This is a genomic window from Massilia sp. X63 (assembly GCF_041023745.1).
Lineage (GTDB): Bacteria > Pseudomonadota > Gammaproteobacteria > Burkholderiales > Burkholderiaceae_D > Telluria.
In genome coordinates, this window is sequence record NZ_JBFTEF010000002.1 from 609,514 (window position 1) to 636,417 (window position 26,904).

Consider the following 26,904-nt stretch of genomic DNA (forward strand, 5'->3'; position numbering starts at 1 on the left):
TGATACCGGAGATAAAGGATGGTCGAAGAAGTGGCGCTTGCGGCCGCCTGATGCGCGGCTGGCTGCCGGCGTTGAACCCGCATTGAACCCGTAAATATTGCACCCGATGCAAAATGACCCTGCCATGACCCGGATTCAAACGGTGCGTGCCTTGTACAACGCTGGAAGCCGATTATAGTCGGCTCAGACGGTGCCTATCCGCCGGGGGCTCGGCCTGATTCTGGCGACGAGCATCCGGCGCACCAGTCGTCCATCCCACTCTCACTCTTGACCTGCTCACTAGGAGATTCACATGAACGTCAGAGATTTTCTCAAGTTCGGCGCCGCGGCGCTGGCACTCGCCGCCACGCTGGCCGGCTGCGGCGGCAACGACGATGATCCGCCGCCGCCCAGGCAAGGAAACATTGCCGAAGTAGCGAAGGAGCAAGGATTCAATGCGCTGCTGGCGGCCGTGACCAAGGCCGGCATTGCGGGCGCCTTGAGCGACGGTTCGGCACAACTGACGGTCTTTGCGCCAAGCGACCAGGCATTCGGCGACCTGGCAAGGAAACTGGGCTATGCCGACGCAAATGCCATGGTGAATGCCTTGCCTCCTGCGGCATTGCAGAACATCCTGAACTATCACGTTCTCGGCACCAGGAAACTGGCTGCCGACCTGAGCGCCGGAGGAGCGACGCAGGCCACCGCCTATACGTTTGCCGGCGCGCCCGCCCGACTGAATCTGGACTTCGGCAACGGTGCGAAGATTACGGACGCCGCACTCACCACGGCAAATATCGTAACGACCAACGTCCCCGCCAGTAACGGGGTCATTCACGTGGTCGACAAGGTGCTGGTGCCGCCGGGCGTGCTGAACATCGTCCAGATGGCCCAGGTCAACCCGCTGTTCAGCGCACTCGTCAACGCAGTCGTCGCAAGCAATCTGCAAGCGACCCTGTCCGGTCCGGGTCCGTTCACCGTATTCGCTCCCACCGATACTGCGTTTGCCAGTGCTCCGCAAAACCTGACCGCTGCCCAGCTTCGCACCGTGCTGACCTACCATGTGCTGGGAAGCCAGGTGCTGTCGACGCAGATTCCGTTCGGTACGAATGTTGCGACACTCGCCGGACAGAACATCCGCATCAACGCCGGCACGCCCCCGACCATCACGGATACCACCGCCGCCGGCGCCCGGATCGTCGCCGTCGACGTCAGGGCCAGCAACGGTGTCATCCACGTCATCGACAAGGTGCTGATCCCTGCCTTGTAGCATCGGCTGCCGGTGAAGTGCCTGTGGCGTTCACCGGCCCGCTCCCTTGCCCCCGGCCCCCTCCGGTTTCAGCCAAAGTCTTGCGGCCAGCTATAATCCTGCCCCATGGGGGAACGATATTTAAAGAGTGTCCGGCTGCTGGCCGAATGCATGCAAGGCTTCGAGCGTTTTTCCGGCGAATCGGTGCGCCAGCACGGGCTGACGCACGCGCAGTTCGATATCATTGCCACGCTGGGCAATACGCCCGGCATGAGCTACAAGGAACTCGGCGAGCGCACCCTGATCACCAAGGGCACGCTGACCGGCGTGGTCGAACGGCTGGAACAGAAAGGCCTGGTGGTGCGCGAACGCAGCAGCGACGACAAGCGCTCTTTCCATGTGCGCCTCACGCCTGCGGGCGACGCGGTGTTCGGCGATGTGTTCCCCAAGGTCATAGCACATGGCAAGCAGCTGTTTGCGCACTATGGCGATGCCGACTTCGACGCCCTGGAAAGCGTCCTGCGCAGGCTGCGCGACCAGATCGCCGCCGGCAGCCTCCCTCCCCACTCACCACAAGCAAAGGAATTGCCTTGAAAACATCCCTGATCGAAGGCAAAAAGCCTGCCCATTTCGACAAGCACATCATCGGCAACATTCTGCTCGACGTTGCGCCATTGGACGAAGTCAAGCAGGAAGCCATGCTGATCGGCGTGCGCAACGAAGCCGGCGAGATCTACCGGCTGATCGGCGCCACCAAGCTCAACAGCTTCATGAACGCCACCGAAGAATTGCTCGACCTTGGCCTGGTCGACGAACTGCAGGACACCGAAGAGCAGAAGGAAGGTTGCGACGCCATTTTCGGCGAGCCCTGAATCGTCGCCAGCCGTCGAAATAATGCCACAAAGCAATTTTTCACGACTGGACAAGAGGATCGGCGTATAATTTTTTGATGGACCGACTCTCCGCCCTCAAGAGCATCGCCGCCGGGGCCAGCCGCGGCGAACTCAGCTTTCCTACGAACGTCGATGCGACGCTCAAGCTGCAGCGTGCCCTGAACGAGCCAGACTGTCACACCGAGATGGCGGCGCGCCTGGTGCAGGCCGAGCCCCTGCTGGCCGCGCGCACCGTGGCGATCGCCAATTCGGTCGCCTACAACCGCGCCGGCCACGACGTCACCAATGTCCGCGCGGCCGTGCAGCGGGTCGGTTTCCGCACCCTGGGCGCGCTGGCCGCCTCGGTCATCGTGCGCCAGCTGGCCGGCGAAATCGTCGACCCCGGCCTGCGCGCCAAGGCCGACGCCCTGTGGATCCACTCGGCCCACGTGGCCGCGCTGGCCCAGGTGATCGCCCGCCGCGTTTCCTTCGTCGATCCGGAAACCGCGATGTTTGCCGGCATCGTGCACGAAGTCGGCGGCTTCTATGTGCTGTCGCGCGCCCAGGAATTCCCGGGGCTGCTCGACGGCGGCGCCGACGAATGGATCGAGCACGGAGAAGTGGCGATCGGCCGCGGCGTGCTGCTCAAGCTGGGCGTGCCGGTGCCGGTCATGGGCGCCATCGAAGCCCTGTGGAACGGCATGCGCGCCCTGCCCCCGGAAACCCTGGGCGATACCTTGCTGCTGGCCAAGGATCTGGCCCCCTTCCCTTCTCCGCTGCACGAGCGTCCCGGCGCCACCACGCTCGACTCGGCCGCCACCATCGACTTCACGATCGGCGAAGGTACTCTGGCGCAAGTCCTGGCCGAATCGGCCGACGAAGTGAAAAGCCTGACTGCCGCCCTGCTGTAAACGGGCGATACCGATACGGGCATCGGCCAGCGCATTCATCTCGGTGGCCCGCTGAGCGGACAAAAAAAATGCCCGTTCCACGGAACGGGCAAAGTCCAAAACTAGGGATGTCCTGAAAGAGACAGTTCCACTATAGGCTTCGCACCAGCCCGCTTCCGTGCGCTGCTTCACAGAAAACGGGTTTTCTTCGCCCTGGCGGCAACAGGCAAAAAAAACCCGCTCGGTGAGGAGCGGGTGAAGTCCAAAACTAGGGATGTCCTGAAAGAGACGGTTCCACTATAGGGTTTTCGGTACAGGCGCTCTGTGCGCTGACACACCCTGGAGTGCCTGATGCTTGCGGACCATGGTGGCATCATGCACGGGCAAAGCGTGCGCACAGCGCCAGGACAGTGTCGATGGCCGTGTTGTCACAGCCGATCGCCAGTCCCTCGCACAATTCCGGGGCGGTCAGGTTGCTCAGCACCAGGCCCGGCGGCATTTCGACCGCCAGGCGGGCGCCGCGCTCCCAGGCCAGTCGCGCGGTGTCGCCCCAGCGCACCTGGCGCGCCATATTGGTGGCAAGATCCTCGGCAATGCGCAGCGGATCGGCCAGCATGCGCGCCATGCTGCTGCTGAGGAAGGTCGTGCGCGGACGGCGTAGTGTGACCTGGGCGAAGGCGGCCAGCATCTCGCCGGCTGCGGCGTCGAACAGCGCGCAGTGCGAGGGGACGCTGACGGCCAGGCGTTCGGCCCTGCTGGCGCCTTGCGCGCGCGCCAATGCCATCACGGCATCGAGTGCGGCGTCGGCGCCGGAAATCACCAGTTGCCGTTCGGCGTTCAGGTTGGCCAGGTAGACCGGACTGGCCGCCGTGTGCACCTGGTCGATCAGGATGTCGAGTTGCGCTTGGGTCAGACCGACGATGGCCGCCATCCCGTAGCCATGGGGAAAAGCCTCGTCCATCAGCCTGCCTCGGCGCGCGACCAGCGCGACGGCGTCACGGTAATCCAGCGCGCCGGCGACGACCGCGGCCGGATAGGCGCCGATCGACAGCCCCGCCACCATGCTCGGCTGCGCGCCCAGCGCGATCAGGGTGCGTGCCATTGCCACGCCGGCAGTGAGCAGGCAAAGCTGCACTGCCCTGCTGGACGCCAGCGCATCCGGCGTGTCCAGCGCCAGCGGGTCGGTCCCGAGCACCTCACCGGTCTCGGCCAGCGTGCGCGCGGTCTCGGGATGGTCCGGCAGGCGGTGCAGCATGCCGGGACGCTGGGCGCCCTGGCCGGGGAAGGTGAACAGCACGGTCATGGCGCCTCCCACGGAGCGTCGGTCATGCGCGGTCCGGTATCGGTCTTGAGCAGCACCCGGCCGCCGTTCCTGGTCCATTCGGCAAAGGCAAAACCGCCATGCCCGGTATCGATCTGCAGGTCGACGCGGCAGGCGGCGTCCAGGCACGCATCCTGCAGCAGGCTGGCCTGGCTTGCCGTCAGCGGGCGCGGTGCGCGGACCACCAGATCGATATCGCTGGCCGGATGCAGGACCGGCCAGCCGGTCGCCAGGGCGAAGCCGAGACCGCCGGTGGGGCCCCACTGCAGGCCGCTGCGATCGAGCCGGGGAGCGAGCCGGCGCAGCGCAGCCAGGATCGGCGCCGCGCCTGGCTGCGTCAGCTCGCGCCGGACCAGTGTTTCGGGGCTGGCGCACACGCGTACCGCCGAGCGACGCAGCACGCCGGCCAGCCGTTCGCTGCGTGCTTCGCCACGCAGTCCTACCGGGAGCAAGGCGTCGCTGGCGGTGCGTGCGCGCCGCACCACGAGCGGACAGCCGCGGCGCTGCGCCGCCTCGGCCCACGACGGCAGGGCGCCGTCGGGCTCGAACGCCTGCCAGTCCGATACCCACAGCAGATCGTGTGGGCGCGGCGGTGGGAAATGGGCGTGCATGACGGCCTCAGGCGAACAGCGCCCTGGTGGCGAAGAACAGGACCGATGGTCCCATCAGGCAGCCGAGGCCCGTGTAGAAGGTCGAGGTCATGGCGCCGTAGGGCACCAGCTTCGGATCGATCGCCGCCAGGCTGCCGCATACGCCGCTGGTCGTGCCCATCATCCCGCCGTACACCATGGCGGTTCGCGGGTTGTCCAGGCCGATCGCCTTGGCGAAGAACGGCGCCCCCACCATCACCAGTACCGACTTGACCAGTCCCGCGGCGATGCTCAGTGCCACCACGTCGGAACTGGCGCCGATGGCGGCCCCCGTGACCGGGCCGACGATATAGGTGACCGCGCCGGCCCCGATGGTGGTCATGCTGACCACGTCGGTATACCCGAATGCATAGGCGACGCCAGCCCCGATCACGAAGGACAGCACCACGCCAAGCACCAGCGCGACGATGCCCGAGAGTCCGCAACGGCGCATGTCGGACAGGCTGGCGCCGTAGGCGGTGGAGACGATGGCGAAGTCGCGCAGCATGGCGCCGCCCAGCAGGCCCATGCCGGACAGGAGCTTCAGGTCCACCACGCCCTTGGTGCCGCCGGTCGCGGCGCCGGCCATGTAGGCCAGCAGCAGCCCGATCATGATGGCCAATGCCGAGCCGTGCAGGTGGCCGCGCGTCAGGCGCGCGGACAGGTAGTAGGAAATCCACATGGTCAAGCCGACCACCGCAAAGGCGGTCAGGAGGCCGTTCTTGGTCATTACCTGGACCAGGATGTCGTACATTGTATTCATGCCGTTCTCCCTGGATCAGCGTTGCGCACTGGCGGCGCCGGACGGGTCGGGGGCGCCGACCGGCGGGCCGGGAACGTAGCTGTCCTTGCCGATCTTCGCGACCAGCGGAATCAGCGCGAAGCAGACCACGACAGCCAGCACGCCGGCCAGGATGGCCGCGGGCCCGCCCTTGACGGCGCCGACCACGTTCTGCTGCGCCGCCATCGCGACCACGATCGGAATGTACATCGCCGTCCAGAATCCGATGCCTTGCTCGGATGCCTGGACCAGCATGCCGCGCCGCTTGAACAGGTCGGTCAGGAACAACAGCAGCAGCATGGCGAAGCCGACGCCGCCGACATTCGCTTTCACGCCAAGGATGACCCCAAGGACATCGCCGACGAACAGCCCGGCCAATGTGCAGAACGCGAGAAGTGCTACACCAAAAACAATCATGATCAGTCTCCAATAGATTGGTTGTCTTGCTTTTATTGTTGTGCTTACTGCTGCTGCCCGATGAGCAGCGTCGTGCTTGCAAACTGGTGCCGGTCTCCTTTCAGCCGTGAGGTGGGTGGCGTTGCCATTGGGCCCGCATCAGTTCGCGGACCTTGCGCGACGCGCCGCGGTTGTCGGCGTCGAGACGTCCGGTCAGGCCGCGCTCGGGCGTGGCCTGGATGTCCGCCAGCGCCGCCAGCAAAGTGCTGCGCACCAGTTCGACGTCGCCATCGGACGGTGCGTCGGCATCGGCCACCGACAGCAGGCGCCACAGCAGTCCGAGCGATGCGTAATTGCGGATGTCGTAGGCCATCGGCGGTACCTGGGCGGCGAGCTGCTCAAGCGCTTCGACCGAACGCAGCGTGATGCGGGCCGCCGACGCCTTGCCCATCGCGTGCACGCTGACCGCGTCGTCGTCGAACGCGATGATGCGGTTGGCCTGGTAGCCGTGCGCCAGGAAGCCGCCCGAAATCGCCTTGCCGACGATGAGCGCAATCACCGGATGTCCGGCCAGCCGCGCATCGGCATAGGCGGCGGCTGCGGCGGCGAGCGCCTGGTGGATGCCGAAGGCTTCCTCGCGCCGGCCGTAGGCCTGGCTGGTGACGTCGACAATCGCGACGATCGCGCTTTTGCTGTCCTGGTCGCGCTCGGCCTCGACCAGTTCACGCACGGCCTTGGCGATTTCCCATCCCTCGACCAGTCCGACCTCGCCGTCGCGTACCCGTGGGAAGCGATTGTCCGGATCAGGCACGACCGCGATGAAGCGTGCCGGGTGGCCGTCCAGCCTGGCGTCCGCGACGCGCAGCGCGTCGGTGTAGCCGGGGACGGGAGATGCCTGGTCGGTCAGCCTGGAAAACCAGGCCAGGCCGCGGCTGGGATTCGGATACGGCACGGTGCTCACGATGCGCTTCCTTTCTTGTAGAGGTGGCGGACGTTTTCCGCGGTGGCCTGGACCGAGGTATCGACCTCAGCCAGCCGGGCCAGGTAGTCGCGGAAGCGGTCGCTGCGATGCTGCTGCGGCACGCCGGCGCGCAGGCACTGCAGGACGGCGGCGTGGATCTGCGCCAGGTCGTCCTGCACGTACGCATCCACCAGCCCGGTCTGGTAGCGCTGCTCGCCGCCGGTCAGGCTCCAGATGAAGGGTTTGTCGCGCGAATCGAATTCGGCGATACCGGCTTCCTGCTCGATGACTTGCGGCCCGTTCAGGCCCAGGCGGGCATCCCGGGTACACACCAGGTAGCTGCACAATCCGGCGGCGATCGACATCCCGCCATAGCAGCCGACGTTGCCGGCGCTGACCCCGATGACGGGCTGATAGCGGCGCAGGTCGGCAATGCCCGCATGGATGTCGGCGATGGCGGCCAAACCGAGGTTGGCCTCCTGCAGGCGCACGCCGCCGGTTTCGAACAGGATGACGGCGCAGGTCGGCACGCCTTGCCGGTTGTCCTCGGCCGCCAGTTCCAGCGCAGCGGCGATCTTGGCGCCGCCCACTTCGCCCATGCTGCCGCCCTGGTAGGCGCCTTCGATCGCCAGCACGACGGCCGGCTGCTGCCCAAGGCTGCCTTTCATGACGACCACGCCGTCGTCGGCCTGCGCCGTGATGCCCTGCCGTTCGAGCCAGGGCGACTTGACGCGGTCGAACGGCCCCAGCAATTCATGGGCCGTGCCCTGGTCGAGCAATGCGGCGGCGCGCTGGCGTGCACTCAATTCGATGAAACTGTCGCGCTGCCGGAAATCGGTGGTGTTCATGGCTGTCGTACTCATGGTTTCTTCGCCTCTTCCATCGCCTCTTCCAGGCGCATGCGGACCACGCCCGGCGTGGCGCCGCAATCATTGATTTCGATGTTCACGGCCGGCAGGCCGGCGCCGTCGAACATCCGGTCCAGCACGGCGTTCCAGACCGCCTGCTTGCCATCGACCGAGGTCGTGACCGTGATGCTGGTGGCGCCGTCGCTTGCGGGTTCGACCAGCACTTCCAGGTCGCCGGAACCGACCACCCCGGCCATCGCGCGCCGCGGCGCCGGAGCGGCGGCGGCGAATTGTCTCGTAAATTTTTCCATCGTTAGTCCTTGCGCTGTCAGTTCGATCGTTCGTGCTGGAGGCGGTCCAGGAACAGGGTGGCGGCCAGCAGGTCCGCCGCGCCGCCGGGCGAGACGTGCAGCCCGACCATCAGCTCGTCCAGTGTGCGCAGTGCACGCTTGCCGCTGGTCGTGCCTGCGCCGCCGGCGCGCAGGACCTGCGCCGCCCCATCCTGTATGGCCGCCAGCGCATCGGTGCCGCCGCGCGACAGTACGCAGGTATCGTCGAGCTGTGCGATCAAGGCCAGCAGGCAATCGAGCCGGGCGGTGATCTCGCTGTTCCCCTGCTGGCGCGAGGCCCGCAGTTGCGGCAGGGCGCTGCCGATCACCGACGGGAAGCCCGCCTGGGCCTGGGCACGCGCGCCGCCCACACCGTAGCGCCTGCATGCGGCTTCGCCTTTGTTATCGGTCCGCACCGGGGCGAAACCATCGGGGCAGCGGGCGAGCGCGCCGGCACGGCGGGCGATGTCCGCGGGACAGGCCGCGCCCGGGACCTGGGCTGCGGCCGTGACCAGCAGGCCGAGCGCCCAGATCGCACCACGGTGGGTGTTGATGCCGCCGGTCGCCTCCAGCATGGTCGCTTCGCCCAGCCGGCCGATCTGCCCGATCCGTACGCGCAGCGTGAGCATGTCCGGTATCGTGCCGCCGGCCTGGGCCAGCGCATCGAAGGTCGGATGCAGCACCCGCGCCGAATGGCACATCAGGCTCCAGTCCATGTCGCTGTGCGCCCCGCGGCCGCGCAGGTCGACCAGGCCGGGCTTGGGCGTCAGCATGGCTTCATCGATCAGTGCGGCCACGGCGCCGTCGGCCAACGGGGTGGCGGGCTGGGTTGGCAGGCAGCGGTGTGCGCCGGCCTGGCGCGCTGTCAGGGTGTCCATGGTGTCCGGGGCGTTCATTACCAGCTCCTGAATTTCGCCGGGGGTGCGTACAAGCCCTCGGACCAGTCGACCAGGTCGCCGATGCTCTTGGCCGCCAGCAGCGAACGGGTAGCGTCGGCACGTCGCACGCCGATATCCTCGGGCAGGGCAATCAGCCCGGCACTGCGCATGCGCTGGGTGTCCTTGGGGTCATGGCGCATGCCGATGGGCGTGACGCCCGCGACGGCCGCCAGCATGGCCTTGCGCTCCTCGAGCGACTGCGCCTTGTACAGGTAGGCGATGCCCTCCTCGGTCAGCACGTGGGTCACGTCGTCGCCGTAGATCATCACCGGGGCGAGCGGCATGCCGGTATCGCGGCCCACCTGGACCGCGTCCAGGCTTTCGACGATGCTCGGCTGGCCGTTGTCCTGGAAGGTCTCCACCATCTGCACCACCAGCTTCTTGCCGCGGTTGAGTGGATCGGTCGCGTCGATCATCGCCATCCATGCCGGCGTGGCGTGGCGCCGCCCGTGCGGGTCGTGGCCCATGTTCGGCGCACCGCCGAAGCCGGTGAGGCGGCCGCGTGTCACGGTCGACGAATTGCCCAGTCCATCCATCTGCAGGGTCGAGCCGATGAACAGGTCGACCGCATACTGTCCGGCGAGCTGGCACAGCAGCCGGTTCGAGCGCAGCGAACCGTCACGCCCGGTGAAGAACACATCGGGGCGGGCGGCAACATAGTTCTCCATCCCCAGCTCGGCGCCGAAGCAGTGGACGCTCTCGACCCAGCCCGATTCGATGGCGGGAATCAGGGTCGGATGCGGGTTCAAGGTCCAGTTGCGGCAGATCTTTCCCTTGAGCCCGAGTTGTTCACCGTAGGTCGGCAGCAGCAGTTCGATCGCTGCGGTATTGAAGCCGATGCCATGATTCAGCGACTGCACTTCGTGGCGCTCGTATACGCCGCGGATGGCCATCATCGCCATCAGCACGTGAACGGGCTTGATGAGCCGTGGGTCGCGCGTAAACAGCGGTTCGATGAAGAACGGCTTGTCGGACTGCACCACGAAATCCACCCAGGAGCCCGGAATGTCGACCCGCGGCAGGTCGGCCGGATCGTCGACGATCTCGTTGACCTGGGCGATCACGATACCGTCGCGGAAGGCCGCGGCTTCGGTCAGGGCAGGCGTGTCTTCGGTGCTCGGACCGGTATAAAGATTGCCCTGGCGGTCGGCCTTGTAGCCGGCCACCATGACCACCTGCGGCGTCAGGTCCACATACAGGCGCGCATACAGCTCGACATAGGTGTGGATGGCGCCGACTTCCAGCTGGCCGTCCTTCAGGTATTGGGAGATGCGCAGGCTCTGCCCGCCGGCGTAGGCGAAGTCGAGCTTGCGCGCGATGCCCAGTTCGAACAGGTCGAGATGCTCGGGCAGGCTGACGCTGGGCATGATCAGGTGCAGATGGTTCACCTTCGCCGGATCCACCTGGACCAGCGCGCGCGCCAGAAAGTCGGCCTGCTTCTGGTTGTTGCCCTCCAGGACGACCCGGTCGCCCGGGGAGATCAGGGCTTCCAGCGCGGGAACGATCTGATCGGTCGAGATCACCCGGCCGGATGCATACGGTTGGGCAAGTGCGAGGCGGCGCTGTTTTTCCTGGCGCCTGCGGCTCCACTTGGGCGAAACCGGTGCTTCAATCTTCATGTTGTCTCTCCAAAACCGTCAACGTGAAGATCACGATAGACCGAGTTCGACACCCCATCAATCAAGCAGATAGCGATATCATTAACTTGAAGTTAAAGGTCCGCCAAGCTGCGAAAGCGCGTTGACTGCGCTATGCTGGGCAGGTGGGGTGCACTGAAGGTCCTGGTTTGCTGCGACAACATGATCATTGATGAAGAAATCACGCTCAAGAAGCTCGAAATATTCCTGACCTTCATGGAAGTCGGGAGTCTGGCGCGCGTCTCTGAAGTGCTCGGCCAGAGTGCGGTCAGCATCCACCGGGCCTTGCATACCCTGGAGGAAGGCCTCGGCTGCCCACTGTTCAAGCGCTCTGGACGCAACCTGATTGCCCTCGAAACCGCGCACGTCTTCGCCGAGCATGCGCGCAGGACGGTCGACGCTTGCCAGCAGGGCGTCAAGCGCGTACGCGAACTCGCAAATGTAAATGCTGCAAAACTGCGCATCGGCACGCTGCATTCGCTGACCCTGCACTGCATTCCACGCATCATCGTGGAACTCAAATTGCGCAAGCCGGACGTCGAGGTGAGCCTGACCATGGGCTCGAACCAGGCCCTGCTGCGCGACCTGAGCGAAGGCAACCTCGATGCCGTCATCATTGGCCTGATCGAGCCGCCCACGGGTGGCGACCTGGTGTCGGTTCCGATCTTCGACGACGCGATCTACCTGGCGGTGCCGGCCGATTCCCCCTTCGCCGCGCTTCCTGAAGTCGACCTGGCCGACACGCTGGACCAGAAGTTCCTGACCTTGAAACAGGGGTTTGTGACCGCGCACAGTTTCTTCCACGCTTTTGACGGCAGTGGACACAAGCCCAAGATCGCCATGGAGGTCAGCGACATTTTCTCGCTGATCAACCTGGTGGGCGAAGGGATGGGTTTTGCGTTGCTGCCCGGCCGGATCGCCTCCTTCAGTACCCGCATCAAGCTGGTGCCCTTGGCACGCCAGTTCGCGTCGAAGCAATCGATCACGCTGCTGTATTCCCAGCGGCGCGAGCGCGATCCGAATCTGCTGGCGCTGGCGGCCGAGTGCAGGATGTATGCGCGGCGAAAAGACCTGGTCGACCAAGTGCCTGGCGCTGCGCCGGCGCATTGTCGGTGAAGTTCGACATCGGATCGCCCTGCATCGTCTCGGGCCGTGCCAGCGCTGAAGGCGGCTGACTGGACGCGCGAGCTGATCGACGCTGCCCTGGCGTCCGGCCGTTTCGCCAACGAGCCCTGGGCCAGTTACCTGTAAAAGGGACGCTCCGGGCGAAAAAAAACCCGCTCCGGTTGGGGAGCGGGTGAAGTCCAAAACTAGGGATGTCCTGAAAGAGACAGGTCCACTATAGGGACCGCTTGACCGGGGTTCCGTGCGTTACCGCACATAAACTGCCAAATTGTCACATCGCTTTGATCTGGATGTAAACATGCCGCCGCGGCAGGGCCGCGGCGGCATGTTCGGGGAGAGAAGCTTAAACGACGGCGCCGTCGGTCTCGTCCTTTTCCTTGACCGGCTTGATCAGGTCTTCGCGCTTCACGCCCAGCCACATGGCCAGCGCCGCGGCCACGAACACCGACGAGTAGATGCCGAAGCAGATGCCGATGGTCAGCGCCATCGCGAAGTAATGCAGGGCGTGGCCGCCGAACAGCAGCATCGACAGCACCATGATCTGGGTGGAACCGTGGGTGATGATGGTACGCGAGATGGTGGAGGTAATCGCGTGGTCGATCACTTCCGGCACCGTCATCTTGCGCTGTTTGCGGAACATTTCGCGGATACGGTCGAAGATGACGACCGATTCGTTGACCGAGTAGCCCAGCACCGCCAGGATCGCCGCCAGCACCGTCAGCGAGAATTCCCACTCGAAGAAGGCGAAGAAGCCGAGGATGATGACCACGTCGTGCAGGTTGGCGATGATCGCCGAGACCGCGAACTTCCATTCGAAGCGCACCGACAGGTAGATGATCACGCCGATCACCACCATCAGCAGCGCGTTCAGGCCGTTCTGCGCCAGTTCCTTGCCGACCGCCGGGCCGACGAATTCGACGCGCTGCAGGCTGACGGTTTCCTGGCCGGCCGCGTTGAGGCAGCTGGTGCGGTTGACCTGCTCGCCCTTGTCGGTGGTCACCTGGGTCACCTTCGGGGTGCCCTGCTCGGAGGCGCAGACCGCGCCGAAGACGCGGCTCGAGGTGCCGGCCTGGTCCTGGCCGTTGACGATCGGCAGGCGCAGCAGGACGCTCTGGGCGGTGCCGAAACCGGTCACCTCAGGCGCTTCGTAGCCGATGCCGCGCAAGGTGGTGCGGATCTTTTCCTGGTCCGCCGCATGTGGATAGTGCAGCTCCATCAGGGTGCCGCCGGTGAACTCCACCGACCAGTGCAGGCCCTTGGTCCCCAGGAAGAACACGGCTGCCAGGAAGGTCACCACCGAGATCACATTGAGGATCACGGCGTGACGCATGAACGGGATGTCCCGTTTGATCTTGAAAAATTCCATGGTTTAGTCCTGCGCTCCCTGAGTCGCGTTTTGATTGCTGGGCGTGAAGCCCTCTTTCCATACGGTGCCGATCGAGATGCTCGTCAGTTTCTTCTTGCGGCCGTACCAGAGGTTGATGAGACCACGGGACAGGAACACGGCCGAGAACATCGACGTCAGGATGCCCAGGCAGTGCACCACGGCGAAGCCGCGCACCGGACCGGAACCGAAGATCAGCAGCGCCAGGCCGACGATCAGGGCGGTCACGTTGGAGTCGAAAATCGTGTCCCAGGCGTGCTTGTAGCCGGCGTTGATCGCCACCTGCGGCGTGGCTCCCGCGCGCAGTTCCTCGCGGATGCGCTCGTTGACCAGCACGTTGGAGTCGATCGCCATGCCGAGCGTCAGCGCGATTGCCGCGATGCCCGGCAGGGTCAGGGTCACCTGCATCATCGACAGCAAGGCCAGCAGGAACAGCACGTTGGCGGCCAGCGCCAGCGCGCTGACGAAGCCCACCAGGTGGTAGTAGACGATCATGAAGATCGCGATCGCCACGAAGCCCCAGACGGTCGAGTGCAGGCCGCGCTCGATGTTCTCGGCGCCCAGCTGCGGGCCGATCACGCGTTCCTCGACGAATTCCATCGGCGCCGACAGCGCGCCCGAGCGCAGCAGCAGCGCCAGTTCGTTGGCGTCTTCCGAGGTGCCCATGTTGGTGATCTGGAAGGTCGAACCCAGTTCGCTCTGGATGGTCGGGGCCGACAGCACGCTGTACTTGCCCTTTTCCTTCAGCAGGATCGCCATGCGCTTGCCGACGTTGTCGCGGGTGGCCTGGCGGATGCGGCGGCCGCCGTCGCCGTTCAGGTCGAGCGAGACGGCCGGCTGCTGGTTGGAGTCGAAGCTGGCGACCGCGCTCGAGATGTAGTCACCGGTCAGGATGATGTCCTTCGACACCACCACCGGGGCGCCGCGGCCCTCGGTGAACAGTTCCGAGTTCAGCGGGATCGCGGCGGTCAGTTCGGTGCCCGGGGTCACGGTCGAGTCGACCATGCGCAGTTCCAGGGTGGCGGTGCGGCCGATGATGTCCTTGGCGCGCGCCACGTCCTGCACGCCCGGCAGCTGGACGATGATGCGGTCGGCGCCCTGCTGCTGGATCAGCGGCTCGCTGGTGCCCAGTTCGTTGATGCGCTTGGACAGGGTGGCGATGTTCTGCTTCACGCCGTCTTCGACGGTGCGCTTGAGCGCTTCCGGCTTGAGGGTGACGACCAGCTTCAGCTCGGTGCCGTCGGCGGTCTCGGCGAACGCCAGGTCCTGGGATTGCGAGGCCAGCGCATTGCGGGCGGCGGCGCGGGTTTCGGCGTCGCGGAAGCGCACTTCGACGGCGTTGCCGGCGCGCTCGATGCCGGCGTGGCGGATGTTCTTGTCGCGCAGCTGGCTGCGGACCGAGGCCTGCAGGCCCTTCACCTTGGTGTCGAGCACGGCCTTGGCGTCGACCTGCAGCAGGAAGTGGACGCCGCCGCGCAGGTCCAGGCCCAGGTTCATGGGCTTGGCGCCGATCTTTTCCATCCAGGTCGGGGTGTTCTTGGCCAGGTTGACGGTGACGATGTAATCCGGGTTCTCGCGGTCGCGGTTGAGGTCGCGTTCGAGCGCCAGCTTGGCCTTGAACTGGGCGTCGGTAGTCGGGAAACGGGCGCGCACCGAGGTGCTGTTGCCGCTACCTTCGAGGCCGACCGTGGTCGCCGGAACACCATTGCGCTTGAGCGCATCCTCGACCAGGCCGACAGTGGCGCTGGTGATATTGACCGTCGATTTACCGGTGGTGACCTGCAGAGCCGGCGTTTCGCCGAAGTAGTTCGGCGCCGTGAACAACGCACCCAGCAGGAGCGCGACGGCGATCAATAGATATTTCCAAACGGGATAGCGATTCATAGTGTTCCAGCGTTCAATGTTGGGCACGACGCGGCCCTGTTCCAGCCAGGGCCGCTATTGGTGCTTACTGGGCTTACAGGGCCTTCAGGGTGCCCTTCGGCAGCAGGGTCACGACTGCATTCTTCTGCACCACGACTTCGGTGCCGGCTGCGACTTCGATGGTCACATAGGTATCGGCCACCTTGACCACGCGGCCCAGGATGCCGCCGGCGGTCGCCACTTCGTCGCCCTTGGTCAGCGCGTCCATCATCGCTTTCAGCTCACGCTGGCGCTTCTGCTGCGGACGGATCATGAGGAAATACATGACCACGAACATCAGGATCAGCGGCAGGAAAGTGGTCAGGCTACCCATCAGGCCAGGATCGGCTGCGGCCGTGGTTTGCGCGTACGCGTTGGAAATGAACACAAGGACTCCGTTGTTAAAGATATACAGTAAGGATTAAAAAATAAGCGGTGTATTCTAGCACCGGCGCTGGGGCCGGGGACAATCTGGAGGTATGTAGGTTTGTAATTCCAAATTGCAAGATGTTGCTGGAAAAATAAGTGCGGAGCGTCCGCGACCGCCAAAAAAAACGGGCTCCCGCTTGTGCAGGAACCCCATCTTGCAAGTCCAGCAGTTAGCGCTCGCTTACGCCATGGCCCGCTTACACCCCGCGCGAGCGGTCGGCGCGGAACTGGATCCGGAACTCGTTGAACTTGTCCGCATCGATCGCATCGCGCATCTCATGCATGATCTTCAGGTAGAAGTGCAGGTTGTGGATGGTGTTCAGGCGCGCGCCCAGGATCTCGTTCGAGCGGTGCAGGTGGTGCAGGTAGGCGCGCGAGAAGTTCTTGCAGCTATAGCAGTCGCAGCTCTCGTCCAGCGGCGCCGTGTCGTCCTTGTAGCGTGCGTTCTTGATCTTGACGTCGCCGAAGCGGGTGAACAGCCAGCCGTTGCGCGCGTTCCGGGTCGGCATCACGCAGTCGAACATGTCCACGCCGTTGGCCACGCCCTCGACCAGGTCTTCCGGCGTGCCGACGCCCATCAGGTAGTGCGGCTTGTTCTCCGGCAGGCGCGGGCCGACGTGGGCCAGGATGCGCTGCATGTCTTCCTTCGGCTCGCCCACCGACAGGCCGCCGATCGCCAGGCCCGGGAAGTCGATGTCTTCGAGGCCGGCCAGCGACTCGTCGCGCAGGTGCTCGTACATGCCGCCCTGGACGATGCCGAACAGCGCGTTCGGGTTCTCGCCGCGCTTGAACTCGTTCATCGAACGCTGGGCCCAGCGCAGCGACATGCGCATCGACTTGGCCGCTTCCTCGCTCGTCGCCGGACGGCCATCGATCTCGTAGGGGGTGCATTCGTCGAACTGCATCACGATGTCCGAGTTCAGCGAGCGCTGGATCTGCATCGACACTTCCGGCGACAGGAACTGGCGCGAACCGTCGATCGGCGAGGCGAACTTGACGCCCTCTTCCGTGATCTTGCGCATCGCGCCCAGCGAAAACACCTGGAAGCCGCCCGAGTCGGTCAGGATCGGACCATCCCAGCCCATGAACTTGTGCAGGCCGCCGAATTTATCGAGCACCGCCGTGCCCGGGCGCAGCCACAGGTGGAAGGTGTTGCCCAGGATAATCTGCGAGCCCACTTCCTTCAGCTCGACCGGATCCATCGCCTTGACCGAGCCGTAGGTCCCGACCGGCATGAAGATCGGGGTTTCGATGGTGCCGTGGTTGAGCTTCAGGCGGCCGCGGCGCGCATGCGACAGGCCGCTGGTGTCTTTTTTCAGTAAGGTAAATTCGAGCATCGTGTTCTATTAGCGTGAGCGCGTCGTGAGCAGCATGGCGTCGCCATAGCTGAAGAAGCGGTATTCGTTGGCGATCGCATGGGCATAGGCCTTGCGGATCTGGTCATAGCCGGCAAAGGCCGACACCAGCATCATGAGGGTCGACTTCGGCAAATGGAAATTGGTGATCAGGCGGGTGACCGTCTTGAAGGTGTAGCCCGGCGTGATGAACAAGGCCGTGTCGTTGCTGCCCGCCACCAGCTCGCCCGACTGCGAGGCCGATTCCAGCGCGCGCAGACTGGTCGTGCCGACCGCCACCACGTCGCGGCCTGCCGCCTTTGCCGCGCGCACCGCATCCACCGTCTCTTGCGCAATCGTGTACCACTCGGAGTGCATCTTGTGCGCCGACAGGTCCTCGACCCGCACCGGCTGGAAGGTACCGGCGCCCACGTGCAGGGTCACGTAGGCCAGCTTGATCCCTTTCTCAAGCAGGCGGTCGAGCAGCGGCTGGTCGAAGTGCAGGCCGGCGGTCGGCGCGGCCACCGCGCCCGGCTCCTTCGAATACACGGTCTGGTAGCGCTGCTCGTCGACCGCGTCGGCATTGTGCTCGATGTAGGGCGGCAGCGGCAGGCGGCCGTGGGCTTCGATCAGCTCGAACACGTCGCTGCCCTGCGCCGGGAAGTGCAGGGTGAAGAACTCGCCGGCGCGCTCGCCGACCGTGACGTCGAAAGCGTCCGCCAGGCGGATGCGGTTGCCCGGCTTGGGCGACTTGGATGCGCGCACCTGGGCCAGCACCGCGCGGTTGTCCAGCACGCGCTCGACCAGCACTTCCACCTGGCCGCCGGTTTCCTTGACGCCGAAGAAGCGGGCCTTGAGCACGCGGGTGTTGTTCATCACCAGCAGGTCGCCCGGCTGGAGCTGGTCGACGATGTCCGCGAAATGGCGGTCGGTGACCTGGTCGCCATCGAGCTGCAACAGGCGCGAGGCGCTGCGGTCCGGCAGCGGGAACTGCGCGATCCTCTCTGGCGGCAGGTCGAAATCGAAATCGGAAAGCGAGTACATTGTTGTCAATTCTGGGAAAATGGATGCTGCCAGCCTTACAATAGAGGCTGCAGTGCGTGCGGCGAACCCTCTATTTTACGCCAGCAGACGCCAGATTGCCGCAATATGCCCGCCACCAAGACCACATCCGCCCCGAAAACCATCGAAAGCAAGCTCGCCCGGCTGGGCCTGCGCACCGACATGGACCTGGTACTGCACCTGCCGATGCGCTACGAGGACGAGACCAAGGTCGTCTCCATTCGCGAAGCGAGCATGCGCGGCCTGCAGACCTGGCAGGTCGAGGGCGTCGTGGTAAAAAATGAAATCACGTATAAACCGCGGCGCCAGCTGCTGGTCCAGATCGCCGACGAGACCGGCGAGCTGCAGCTGCGCTTCATGAATTTCTACGGCAGCCAGGTCAAGCAGTTGTCCGAAGGCGTGCGGGTGCGCGCACGCGGCGAGCTGAAACACGGCTTCTTCGGGGCCGAGATGGTCCACCCCACCTATAAAGTGATCAACGAGGGCGCGCCGCTGCCGACCTCCCTGACGCCGGTGTATCCGGCCGGCGAAGGCCTGTCGCAGACCGTGCTGCGGCGCGCGATCAACGACGCCATGAAGCGCGTGGACTGGCGCGACACCCTGCCCAACGCCTTCTTGAGCCGCCTGCAGCTGTGGGACTTCGAGCCCTCGGTGCGCCTGCTGCACTACCCGCCGGCCGACGTCGACGAATACGCGCTCACCGAGCGCAGCCACCCGGCCTGGACCCGCATGAAATTCGACGAGCTGCTGGCGCAGCAGCTGTCGCTGAAGCGCGCGCAGCGCGCGCGGCGCGAAAAAGGCGCACCGCAGCTGCGCGCGGTGGGCGAACTGTCCGAGTCCTTCCTGTCCGCCCTGCCCTTCCAGCTCACCGGCGCGCAGCAGCGCGTGGTGAAGGAAATCGGCGCCGACCTGCGCGAAGGCTACCCGATGCAGCGCCTGTTGCAGGGCGACGTCGGCAGCGGCAAGACCGTGGTGTCGGCGCTGGCCGCCGCCCAGGCCATCGACAGCGGCTACCAGGCGGCCCTGATGGCGCCCACCGAGATCCTGGCGGAGCAGCACTTCCGCAAGATCGCGGCCTGGATGGAGCCGCTCGGCGTGAAGGTGGCCTGGCTGACGGGCAGCCTCAAGAAAAAGGAAAAGGACGCGGCCAAGGAGCTGATCGAATCCGGCGCAGCCAAGCTGGTGATCGGCACCCACGCCCTGATCCAGGACACGGTGCAGTTCGCGCGCCTGGGCCTGGTGATCGTCGACGAGCAGCACCGCTTCGGCGTCGGCCAGCGCCTCACCCTGCGCAACAAGGGCAGCGACGGCCTGGTGCCGCACCAGCTCATGATGTCGGCCACGCCGATCCCGCGCACGCTGGCCATGACCTATTACGCCGACCTCGAAGTCTCGGTCATCGACGAGCTGCCGCCGGGCCGCAGCCCGATCGTCACGCGCGCCATCGACCAGAACCGGCGCGACGAGGTGATCGAGCGCGTGCATGCCGCCGCGCAGGAAGGCCGCCAGGTGTACTGGGTCTGCCCGCTGATCGAGGAATCCGAGGTGCTGCAGCTGCAGACCGCCACCGAGACCTACGAGACCCTGGCCGAGGCCCTGCCCGATCTGCAGGTGGGGCTGGTGCACGGCCGCCTCAAGCCAGCGGAAAAACAGGTAATCATGGACGCCTTCATCGAAGGCGAGATCCACGTGCTGGTGGCGACCACCGTGATCGAGGTCGGCGTCGACGTGCCGAACGCCTCGCTGATGGTGATCGAGCATGCCGAGCGCTTTGGCCTGTCGCAGTTGCACCAGCTGCGCGGCCGCGTGGGCCGGGGCTCAGCCGCGAGCGTGTGCTTACTCCTGTATCAAAGCCCGCTGGGCCAGGTGGCCAAGCAGCGCCTGATGACGATGCGCGAGACCACCGACGGCTTCGAGATCGCGCGGCGCGACCTGGAGATCCGCGGCCCCGGCGAATTCCTTGGCGCGCGCCAGTCGGGCGAAGCCATGCTGCGCTTCGCCGACCTGGAAACCGACCAGTGGATCGTCGACAAGGCGCGCGACGTGGCGCAATACCTGCTGGATCACGGCAACCGGCCCGAGTACATGGCCGTCATCGATGCGCACCTGACGCGCTGGCTGGGCGGGCGCGAAGAATTCCTGAGGGTATGAGGCACGATCTTCGTCAACCGTGACAATCCGTTAGACATCCGGCCGGCAAACCCGGCTATCGTGGCGGCTTGCCCACTACTGTGTACGGCCATGCCCATCTTCGGACTCGGACTCCACCTGATCGCCGCCATCTTCTTTGCCGTGCATGCCGTGCGCACCGGCCGGCAGATGTACTGGCTGCTGATCCTGTTTTCCTTCCCCCTGCTCGGCAGCATCGTGTATTTCGCGGCGGTGTTCCTGCCGCATTCGCGCCTGGAGCGCCAGGCCAGGCTGGCCGGCCACGCGCTGCAGAAGAAGCTCGACCCGGGCCGCGAGGTGCGCGAAGCGCGGGCCGCCTTCGACCTGACGCCGACCGCGCACAACCGGATGCGCCTGGCCGCCGCCCTGCTCGACAGCGGACAGACGGCCGAGGCGGTGGCGCAGTATGACGCCTGCCTGCAGGGGCCCTTCGCCGGCGACGCCGAGGTGATCCTGGGCGCGGCGCGCGCGAAGCTGGCCGACGGCCAGGCGGAAGCGGCAATCGCCCTGCTGGCCCCGCTGCAGGAACGACAACCCGGCTACCGGCCGGAAGAAACCGGGCTGGCGCTGGGGCGCGCCTATGCTAGCGTGGGACGGCAGGCGGAGGCCGGCGCCCAGTTCGCGGCGGTGGCACAGCGCTTCGGCAGCATCGAGGCGCGGGTGGAGCTGGCGCTGTGGGCGCTTGCCAACCGCGAGGAGGCGGTGGCGCGGCGCGAGCTGGAAGAGATCGGGCATGCGCGCCGCCATATGACGAAGTACACGCTCGACCTGCACCGGGAGCTGTTCCGGCGGCTGGATGCCGCCGCCGGCGTCCGCTGATCAGGTACTGATGGCGTCGGTGAAGGTCAGCCGGTTCCCGAACGGGTCCTTCACCGACATGTCGCGCGAGCCCCAGGGCGTGTCATCGATGTGCGGCCGGGCATAGCCGTATTGTTTGCCCGCCAGTTCGGCGTGGTAGCCGTCGATGTCGCCGACCTCGATGCGCATGGCCGCGCCGGGGCAGCAGTCGCCGTGGTGCTCGCTCAGGTGCAGGACGCAGCCGTCGCGCGAGACCTGCAGGTAGATCGGCAGGCCGGGTTCGAAGCAGTGCTCCCAGTCGACCCGGAAGCCGAGGAAGCCGACGTAGAATTCGCGCGCCTTCGCTTCGTCGAAGATGCGCAGGATGGGGACGACGGTGCGGTGCGCCATGTCACTCGTCCCTGGTCAGTTCGACGCCGTCCACCGTCATCTTCCACTTGCCGTCCTCGCGGTGCGGCGGCTTGCCGACCTTGAAAGTGGTACGCACGAAGGCAACGCCGGCCTCGAAGTCGTTTCCCCTGAAGCCCTTCAGGTCGATGCTGAGATTGACCTGGTCGTTGGGCCTGCCGCGCTTGTACTCGACCTTGCCCTCTTTCGACAGCGACAGCTGCATGTCCTTGCCCTGCCAGTTGCCGACATAGGCCATTTTGTCGGCCGGGACCGGGGCGGCCCAGGCGGCGGCGCTGGAGATCAGGCCGACGGCCAGGACGAGGGAAGAAAAGACGCGCATGAAAGCTCCGCTGGAATGGTGAACGCCATCCCAGTATTCACACGGCGCCCGCCCGTGTCAATTCAGGCCGCATGCGCCGGGTGGAGCTTCCTGCGGTCGCTCTCGTAGGCCAGCCCGATCTGGCGCCGGATCTCGTCCATCACGCCCATCAGCGCCAGCGTCTCCTCGAGCTTCATGCCCGGGCTCTCGAGCAGGCCGGCGCCGAAGCAGCGCTGCGCTTCCATCACTTCGTGCACGTAGCCGTTGCCGAGGTAGGGGGTGTCGACCGTGCGCGTGCTGCCGTCGTCGAGCGTCACGGTGACGCTCTTCGCACGGTGGAACATGGTGTTCATGCGCACGTGGCCGCGCGAGCCCGAGACGGTCAGCTCGCAGGGCGTGCGCGCCTGGAAGGAGCAGCCGCACACCGACAGGCCCCCGCCTTCATGGCGCAGCGTGAAGCCGGTCTGCACGTCGACGCCGGTGGCGCCGATCTCGGCCTGCGCCTTGATTTCCGTGACCGGGCCGAGCAGCGCGCTGGCGATCGAGAGCGGATAGATGCCCAGGTCCAGCAGCGCGCCGCCGCCGAGATCGGGATTGAAGGCGCGGTGTTCGGGGCCAAAGCCGGCGGTAAAGCCGAAATCGGCCACCACCTGCCGCACCGTGCCGATCTCGCCGGAAGCGATGATGCGCCTGACTTCATCGAAGGCCGGCAGGTAGCGCGTCCACATCGCCTCCATCAGGAACCGGCGGCGCGAACGCGCCAGCGTGACCACCTGCTCGGCTTCGCGCAGGTTCATCGCGAACGGCTTCTCGACCAGCACGCCCTTGCCGGCGCGCAGCGCCATCAGCGCGTTGTCGGCATGCTGGGGATGCGGGGTGGCGACATAGACCAGGTCGATGCCGGGCGCGTCGGCCAGCTCCTGGTAGCTGCCGAAGGCTGCCGCGGCCCCGTCGAATTCCTGTGCGAAGGCCTGGGCCTTCGCGAGACTGCGCGATGCGACCGCCGCCAGCACGGCGCCCGGCACATCCTTCAATGCGTTGGCGAAGGCGCGCGCGATCTTGCCCGTGCCGAGGATGCCCCAGCGTACTGCGTTTGCCATCGGTGATTCCTTTCAGGTCTCTGTCAGCTGCTGCGTTTTGGACGGAAGACCGTCGTGTCGAGGTAAAAATCCCGGTCCTGCCCCGGCCACCAGCCCGGCACGCCGAGCACCGGCAGCGGCGTGAAGTCGGCGGTGCGCAAGCCTTCGGCAGCCAGCTGCCCGGCCACATGGGCGTCGATCCAGGCGCGCTGCGCGTCGGGCGCCAGCGCCAGCACCTCGTCGCCCGCAAAGACGACGCGGGTATGCGCGGTGATGGCCTTGCGCGGCGCCACCAGCTTTTCCATCAGCGCGTGGCCGAACAAGCAGAGTCGCACGCCGCTATCGAACAGGGCGCGCTGGTCATGGAGCACGGCGAGCCAGCTGTGCGCGCGCAGCTCGTCCACCAGCGTGCGTCCGGCGCTGCCCTCGCGCACCAGCAGCAGGGCGGCGTTCTCGTCGAAGATGGTGGCGGCGTCGCGCGCCGGACCGCGCGACTTGCCGATGCCGGCCTGGGCGATCTGTGCCGCCTGCAGGGCGTTCAGCTGGCGCTTGATGAGCGGGAAAGTCTGCCACACCAGGCCGTTGAAGAAGTCGTGCAGGTTGTCGCGCGTGGGAACCTGGCCGGTGGCGCCGATGAATTCCTCGTAAGCCGTTCCTTCGGGCAGCGCGCTTTGCGGCACGAAGCGCAGCGGCAACCCCGCGTGGTTGCGCAGGCCGAGCGCGCTGGCGTTGCGGTTGAAGGCGGCGAGGAAGTCCTCGCCCTCCAGCCCCAGCCTGTCGAAAGCCGGCCGCACCGTGTCGTACCACGGACGCGACCAGTCGATCTGCGCCAGCATGCAGGCTTACACCATCTTCCAGTTGACGGTCTCGCCGGCATTGAGCGGCACCAGCTGGTGCTCGCCGAAAGGCAGGCTCTCCGGCAGGGTCCAGGCTTCGCGCTTGAGCGTGATGCTGCCCTCGTTGACCGGCAGGCCATAGAAAGCCGGACCGTTCAGGCTGGCGAAGGCTTCCAGCTTGTCCAGCGCGCCGGCCTGGGCGAAGGCTTCGGCGTACATCTCCATTGCGTGCAGCGCGGTGTAGCAGCCGGCGCAGCCGCAGGACGCGTACTTGGTGTGCACGGCGTGCGGCGCCGAGTCGGTGCCGAGGAAGAAGCGCTCGTCGCCGCTGGTGGCGGCGGTGACCAGCGCCAGGCGATGTTCTTCGCGCTTGAGCACCGGCAGGCAGTAATAGTGCGGGCGGATGCCGCCGCGGAAGATCTCGTTGCGGTTGTACAGCAGGTGGTGGGCGGTGATGGTGGCCGCGATCGGGCCTTCGGCCTCGGCCACGTACTGGGCCGCTTCCTTCGTGGTGATGTGCTCGAACACCACCTTCAGGACCGGCATCGCGCTGCGCAGCGGGCGCATCACGCGCTCGATGAACACGGCTTCGCGGTCGAACAGGTCGATGTCGTTGTCGGTCACCTCGCCGTGCACCAGCAGGGGCATGCCGACTTCCTGCATGACTTCCAGCACGCGATAGCACTTCTTCAGGTCGGTCACGCCGGCATCGGAATTGGTGGTGGCGCCGGCCGGGTAGAGCTTGACCGCATGCACGAAGCCGGAATCCTGCGCGCGGCGGATCTCGTCCGGATCGGTGTTATCGGTCAGGTACAGCGTCATCAGCGGCTCGAAGGACACGCCTTCGGGCAGGGCCGCCAGGATGCGGTCGCGGTAGGCGGCAGCCATGGCGGTGGTGGTCACCGGCGGCTTCAGGTTCGGCATCACGATCGCACGCGCGAACTGGCGCGCGCTGTGCGGCAGCACGCTGGACAGCGCTGCGCCGTCGCGCAGGTGCAGGTGCCAGTCGTCGGGACGGGTGATGGTGATGGTATCGGGGGTTTCGATGGGGGACATGGCGGCTCTCGGATTGCGGATGCCGACATTTTACCGGAGCCATCGTAGGCGGCACACCTGGCGTGCGCCAGCGTCAATATCCAGCGCGATGGGCAATTGAGATGTCTTGACGAAAAACTTTACACGGTGCAGTGCAACATTCCTTTCGGATAATATTTTCCTTTAATAAACAGATACTTGAATTTCTGGCCTGAAACTTGCTTATGGAAAACTGCCCAAATCAATGGCACCGGCGAGGCCAGCCATACAAGGATGTCGCCAGAATAATTTTAATATCACGGAAAAATAGAGACTCATGAAAACCCTGAAAACCCTGCTGAAGATTGTTCCCCTGCTGGCTTGCGCTTACGCCGGTTCCGCCCAAGCGCTGACGATTAATTTCACCTACGATCCGGCCATGGACGCCCGCGCGCTGGCCGGTTTCCAGGCTGCCGCCAACCTCTGGCAAAACCGGCTGACCGACAACGTACAGGTCAACCTGAACATCGGGTTCTCGGAACTGGCCGCCGGCGTGCTGGGTTCGACCGGTTCGACCCAGGGCACCATCAGCTACGCCGGCTACCGCCAGGCGCTGATCGCTGACGCCAAGAGCGGCACCGACATGCGGGCCATCGCCAACCTGCCGAAGGGCCCGTGCCTGAGCGTCCTGATGAACGGCACCAACGCCAACCCGGCCGGCACCGGCAGTGCCGCGACTTTCGTGGACAACGACTGCGACGCCAACAACAGCACCATTCGCCTGACCTGGGCCAACGCGCGCGCCTTGGGCCTGGTGCCGGATAGCGACAAGCGCTCGGACGGCAACATTTCGTTTAGCAGCGCGTTCGCCTGGGACTTCAACCCGAACGACGGCGTCACCGCCGGCACCTTCGACTTCATCGGCGTGGCCGCCCACGAAATCGGCCACGCACTCGGCTTTATCAGCGGCGTCGACGTGCTGGACCTGAACCGTTCGGGCAACTTCTCGGATGCGCTGTTCACTTACATCTCCCCGACCGATGTGTTCCGCTGCTCGCCGGAGAGCAAGGCCGCCGGCGCCGACATCGACTGGGCTGCGGATAACCGCACCAAGTACTTCTCGCTGGATAACTGCACCACCACGCTGTCGGTGTTCTCGGAAGGCCGCACCTACGGCGACGGCCAGCAGGCCAGCCATTGGAAAGATAACCGCGGTATCGGCCTGCTCGATCCGACCGCAGCCCGTGGCGAACTGCTGGCCATCAGCAAGATGGACCTGATGATGTTCGACGCCATCGGCTGGGACGTGCCGGAACCGGCATCGATCGCACTGTTCTCGCTGGGCGCCGCCGCCCTGGCTGGTTCGCGTCGCCGCAAGCTTGCCAAGGCTGCCTGAGCACGGGCCTGTACTACCCGGAAGCGGCGCCTGCGGGCGCCGCTTTTTTTAGTGGATGATCCGCGCCAGGAACTCGCGCGCGCGCTCCGAGCGCGGCGCATGGAAGAAGTCTTCCTTCGGGCTGTCCTCGACGATGCTGCCGTGGTCCATGAAGACGATCCGGTCGGCCACCTTGCGCGCGAAGCCCATCTCGTGGGTGACCACCATCATGGTCATGCCGTCCTGCGCCAGCCCCACCATCACCTCCAGCACCTCGCCGATCATCTCCGGGTCGAGCGCGGAGGTCGGCTCGTCGAACAGCATCGCCACCGGGTCCATCGCCAGCGCGCGCGCGATCGCCACGCGCTGCTGCTGGCCGCCCGAGAGCTGGCTCGGGAACTTGTCCTTGTGCGCCAGCAGGCCCACCCGCTCGAGGTATTTCAGGCCGCGCGCCAGGGCTTCGTCCTTGCTGCGCCCCAGCACCTTGACCTGGGCCAGGCTCAGGTTGTCGCGCACCGACAGGTGCGGGAACAGCTCGAAGTTCTGGAACACCATGCCGATGCGCGCACGCAGCTGCGGCAGCCTGGTCTTCGGGTCGCCGACCTCGACGCCGTCCACCACGACCCTTCCGGCCTGGTAGGGCTCCAGCCCGTTGACGGTCTTGATCAGGGTCGACTTGCCCGAGCCGGACGGGCCGCACACCACCACCACGTCGCCGCGCGCGACCCGGGTACTGCAGTCGCGCAGCACCTGGAAGTTGCCGTACCACTTGCTGACATTCTCGATTTCGATCATCTGGTGCCTGTATTTGCGCCGCCCGGCGGCGGCTGTTGCGCGCACTGTTGCATACCGCGTAAG

28 protein-coding genes are annotated in these 26,904 nt (G+C 65.7%); 8 read left to right on the forward strand and 20 right to left on the reverse strand.

Annotated features, from left to right (window positions below; translation table 11 throughout):
* Positions 1–292 precede the first annotated feature (292 nt).
* The 4 genes from AB3347_RS06820 (at position 293) to AB3347_RS06835 (ending at position 3,011) form a co-directional block, all read left to right on the forward strand.
* Positions 293–1,249 carry a fasciclin domain-containing protein gene (locus tag AB3347_RS06820; RefSeq protein ID WP_369091021.1) on the forward strand — a complete coding sequence of 319 codons (957 nt, stop codon included), beginning with the start codon at positions 293–295 and terminating at the stop codon, positions 1,247–1,249.
* 150 nt (positions 1,250–1,399) lie between these two features.
* Entirely contained in the window at positions 1,400–1,822 is a 423-nt protein-coding gene (locus AB3347_RS06825; RefSeq protein ID WP_369091022.1) for a MarR family winged helix-turn-helix transcriptional regulator, read from the forward strand.
* Positions 1,819–2,100, forward strand: coding sequence for a hypothetical protein (locus AB3347_RS06830; RefSeq protein ID WP_369091023.1), 282 nt, complete (start codon positions 1,819–1,821; stop codon positions 2,098–2,100). Before AB3347_RS06825 ends, AB3347_RS06830 begins: the two co-directional genes overlap by 4 nt.
* Before the next feature lie 77 nt (positions 2,101–2,177).
* Positions 2,178–3,011 carry an HDOD domain-containing protein gene (locus AB3347_RS06835; protein WP_369091024.1) on the forward strand — a complete coding sequence of 278 codons (834 nt, stop codon included), beginning with the start codon at positions 2,178–2,180 and terminating at the stop codon, positions 3,009–3,011.
* Positions 3,012–3,363: 352 nt separating this feature from the next.
* On the opposite strand, the gene mdcH is transcribed toward AB3347_RS06835, so the two are convergent.
* The 9 genes from mdcH to mdcA form a co-directional block, all read right to left on the reverse strand.
* Positions 3,364–4,293, reverse strand: a complete 930-nt coding sequence (mdcH, locus tag AB3347_RS06840; RefSeq protein WP_369091025.1) for a malonate decarboxylase subunit epsilon — start codon at positions 4,291–4,293, stop codon at positions 3,364–3,366.
* The gene (locus AB3347_RS06845) at positions 4,290–4,922 is read right to left on the reverse strand and encodes a malonate decarboxylase holo-ACP synthase (protein WP_369091026.1); all 633 of its coding nucleotides are present in this window, start codon (positions 4,920–4,922) and stop codon (positions 4,290–4,292) included. Before AB3347_RS06845 ends, mdcH begins: the two co-directional genes overlap by 4 nt.
* Before the next feature lie 7 nt (positions 4,923–4,929).
* Positions 4,930–5,694, reverse strand: a complete 765-nt coding sequence (gene madM, locus AB3347_RS06850) for a malonate transporter subunit MadM (RefSeq protein WP_369091085.1) — start codon at positions 5,692–5,694, stop codon at positions 4,930–4,932.
* Positions 5,695–5,718: 24 nt separating this feature from the next.
* Positions 5,719–6,138, reverse strand: a complete 420-nt coding sequence (madL, locus tag AB3347_RS06855) for a malonate transporter subunit MadL (RefSeq protein WP_369091027.1) — start codon at positions 6,136–6,138, stop codon at positions 5,719–5,721.
* Positions 6,139–6,238: 100 nt separating this feature from the next.
* Positions 6,239–7,042 (reverse strand): biotin-independent malonate decarboxylase subunit gamma, encoded by an 804-nt coding sequence (gene mdcE / locus AB3347_RS06860; RefSeq protein ID WP_369091086.1) that lies wholly within the window; start codon positions 7,040–7,042, stop codon positions 6,239–6,241.
* Between the two features lie 32 nt (positions 7,043–7,074).
* Positions 7,075–7,926 carry a biotin-independent malonate decarboxylase subunit beta gene (locus tag AB3347_RS06865; protein WP_369091087.1) on the reverse strand — a complete coding sequence of 284 codons (852 nt, stop codon included), beginning with the start codon at positions 7,924–7,926 and terminating at the stop codon, positions 7,075–7,077.
* An 11-nt stretch (positions 7,927–7,937) separates the two neighbouring features.
* Positions 7,938–8,237, reverse strand: a complete 300-nt coding sequence (locus AB3347_RS06870; protein ID WP_369091028.1) for a malonate decarboxylase subunit delta — start codon at positions 8,235–8,237, stop codon at positions 7,938–7,940.
* 17 nt (positions 8,238–8,254) lie between these two features.
* Complete coding sequence (locus tag AB3347_RS06875; protein ID WP_369091029.1) at positions 8,255–9,151, reverse strand: triphosphoribosyl-dephospho-CoA synthase; 897 nt, start codon at positions 9,149–9,151, stop codon at positions 8,255–8,257.
* A complete protein-coding gene (gene mdcA / locus AB3347_RS06880; protein ID WP_369091030.1) occupies positions 9,151–10,812 on the reverse strand; it encodes a malonate decarboxylase subunit alpha in 1,662 nt (553 codons plus the stop codon). The genes AB3347_RS06875 and mdcA overlap by 1 nt, the downstream gene beginning before the upstream one ends.
* A gap of 180 nt (positions 10,813–10,992) precedes the next feature.
* Between mdcA and AB3347_RS06885 the strand changes: the two genes are divergently transcribed.
* Complete coding sequence (locus AB3347_RS06885) at positions 10,993–11,946, forward strand: LysR family transcriptional regulator (RefSeq protein WP_369091031.1); 954 nt, start codon at positions 10,993–10,995, stop codon at positions 11,944–11,946.
* 352 nt (positions 11,947–12,298) lie between these two features.
* Here AB3347_RS06885 and secF read toward each other — a convergent pair whose 3' ends face one another.
* The 5 genes from secF to queA all read right to left on the reverse strand — a co-directional run bounded on the left by secF (position 12,299) and on the right by queA (position 18,048).
* Positions 12,299–13,321, reverse strand: a complete 1,023-nt coding sequence (gene secF, locus AB3347_RS06890) for a protein translocase subunit SecF (protein WP_369091032.1) — start codon at positions 13,319–13,321, stop codon at positions 12,299–12,301.
* Between the two features lie 3 nt (positions 13,322–13,324).
* A complete protein-coding gene (gene secD / locus AB3347_RS06895; RefSeq protein WP_369091033.1) occupies positions 13,325–15,223 on the reverse strand; it encodes a protein translocase subunit SecD in 1,899 nt (632 codons plus the stop codon).
* A gap of 73 nt (positions 15,224–15,296) precedes the next feature.
* On the reverse strand, positions 15,297–15,629 hold the full coding sequence (yajC, locus tag AB3347_RS06900) for a preprotein translocase subunit YajC (RefSeq protein ID WP_369091034.1): 333 nt from the start codon (positions 15,627–15,629) through the stop codon (positions 15,297–15,299).
* A 238-nt stretch (positions 15,630–15,867) separates the two neighbouring features.
* A complete protein-coding gene (gene tgt, locus AB3347_RS06905) occupies positions 15,868–17,007 on the reverse strand; it encodes a tRNA guanosine(34) transglycosylase Tgt (RefSeq protein WP_369091035.1) in 1,140 nt (379 codons plus the stop codon).
* A gap of 9 nt (positions 17,008–17,016) precedes the next feature.
* On the reverse strand, positions 17,017–18,048 hold the full coding sequence (gene queA, locus AB3347_RS06910; protein ID WP_369091036.1) for a tRNA preQ1(34) S-adenosylmethionine ribosyltransferase-isomerase QueA: 1,032 nt from the start codon (positions 18,046–18,048) through the stop codon (positions 17,017–17,019).
* A 105-nt stretch (positions 18,049–18,153) separates the two neighbouring features.
* Between queA and recG the strand changes: the two genes are divergently transcribed.
* Together recG and AB3347_RS06920 are read left to right on the forward strand one after the other, a co-directional pair.
* Positions 18,154–20,217, forward strand: coding sequence for an ATP-dependent DNA helicase RecG (gene recG, locus AB3347_RS06915; protein ID WP_369091037.1), 2,064 nt, complete (start codon positions 18,154–18,156; stop codon positions 20,215–20,217).
* 90 nt (positions 20,218–20,307) lie between these two features.
* Positions 20,308–21,054: a tetratricopeptide repeat protein gene (locus AB3347_RS06920; protein ID WP_369091038.1), complete on the forward strand. Its 747-nt coding sequence runs from the start codon at positions 20,308–20,310 to the stop codon at positions 21,052–21,054.
* On the opposite strand, the gene AB3347_RS06925 is transcribed toward AB3347_RS06920, so the two are convergent.
* The 5 genes from AB3347_RS06925 to pyrC all read right to left on the reverse strand — a co-directional run bounded on the left by AB3347_RS06925 (position 21,055) and on the right by pyrC (position 24,713).
* Positions 21,055–21,423, reverse strand: coding sequence for a glyoxalase superfamily protein (locus tag AB3347_RS06925; RefSeq protein ID WP_369091039.1), 369 nt, complete (start codon positions 21,421–21,423; stop codon positions 21,055–21,057).
* Position 21,424: 1 nt separating this feature from the next.
* Complete coding sequence (locus AB3347_RS06930; RefSeq protein ID WP_369091040.1) at positions 21,425–21,763, reverse strand: hypothetical protein; 339 nt, start codon at positions 21,761–21,763, stop codon at positions 21,425–21,427.
* A gap of 62 nt (positions 21,764–21,825) precedes the next feature.
* Positions 21,826–22,842 (reverse strand): Gfo/Idh/MocA family protein, encoded by a 1,017-nt coding sequence (locus tag AB3347_RS06935; protein WP_369091041.1) that lies wholly within the window; start codon positions 22,840–22,842, stop codon positions 21,826–21,828.
* 23 nt (positions 22,843–22,865) lie between these two features.
* Positions 22,866–23,657 (reverse strand): DUF3025 domain-containing protein, encoded by a 792-nt coding sequence (locus AB3347_RS06940; protein ID WP_369091042.1) that lies wholly within the window; start codon positions 23,655–23,657, stop codon positions 22,866–22,868.
* A gap of 6 nt (positions 23,658–23,663) precedes the next feature.
* Entirely contained in the window at positions 23,664–24,713 is a 1,050-nt protein-coding gene (gene pyrC, locus AB3347_RS06945) for a dihydroorotase (RefSeq protein WP_369091043.1), read from the reverse strand.
* A gap of 295 nt (positions 24,714–25,008) precedes the next feature.
* Here pyrC and AB3347_RS06950 point away from each other — a divergent pair, with 295 nt between their 5' ends.
* Positions 25,009–26,067 (forward strand): NF038122 family metalloprotease, encoded by a 1,059-nt coding sequence (locus AB3347_RS06950; protein WP_369091044.1) that lies wholly within the window; start codon positions 25,009–25,011, stop codon positions 26,065–26,067.
* Between the two features lie 48 nt (positions 26,068–26,115).
* Here the strand turns inward: AB3347_RS06950 and AB3347_RS06955 are convergent, their stop codons facing one another.
* On the reverse strand, positions 26,116–26,841 hold the full coding sequence (locus tag AB3347_RS06955; RefSeq protein ID WP_369091045.1) for an amino acid ABC transporter ATP-binding protein: 726 nt from the start codon (positions 26,839–26,841) through the stop codon (positions 26,116–26,118).
* Positions 26,842–26,904 lie beyond the last annotated feature (63 nt).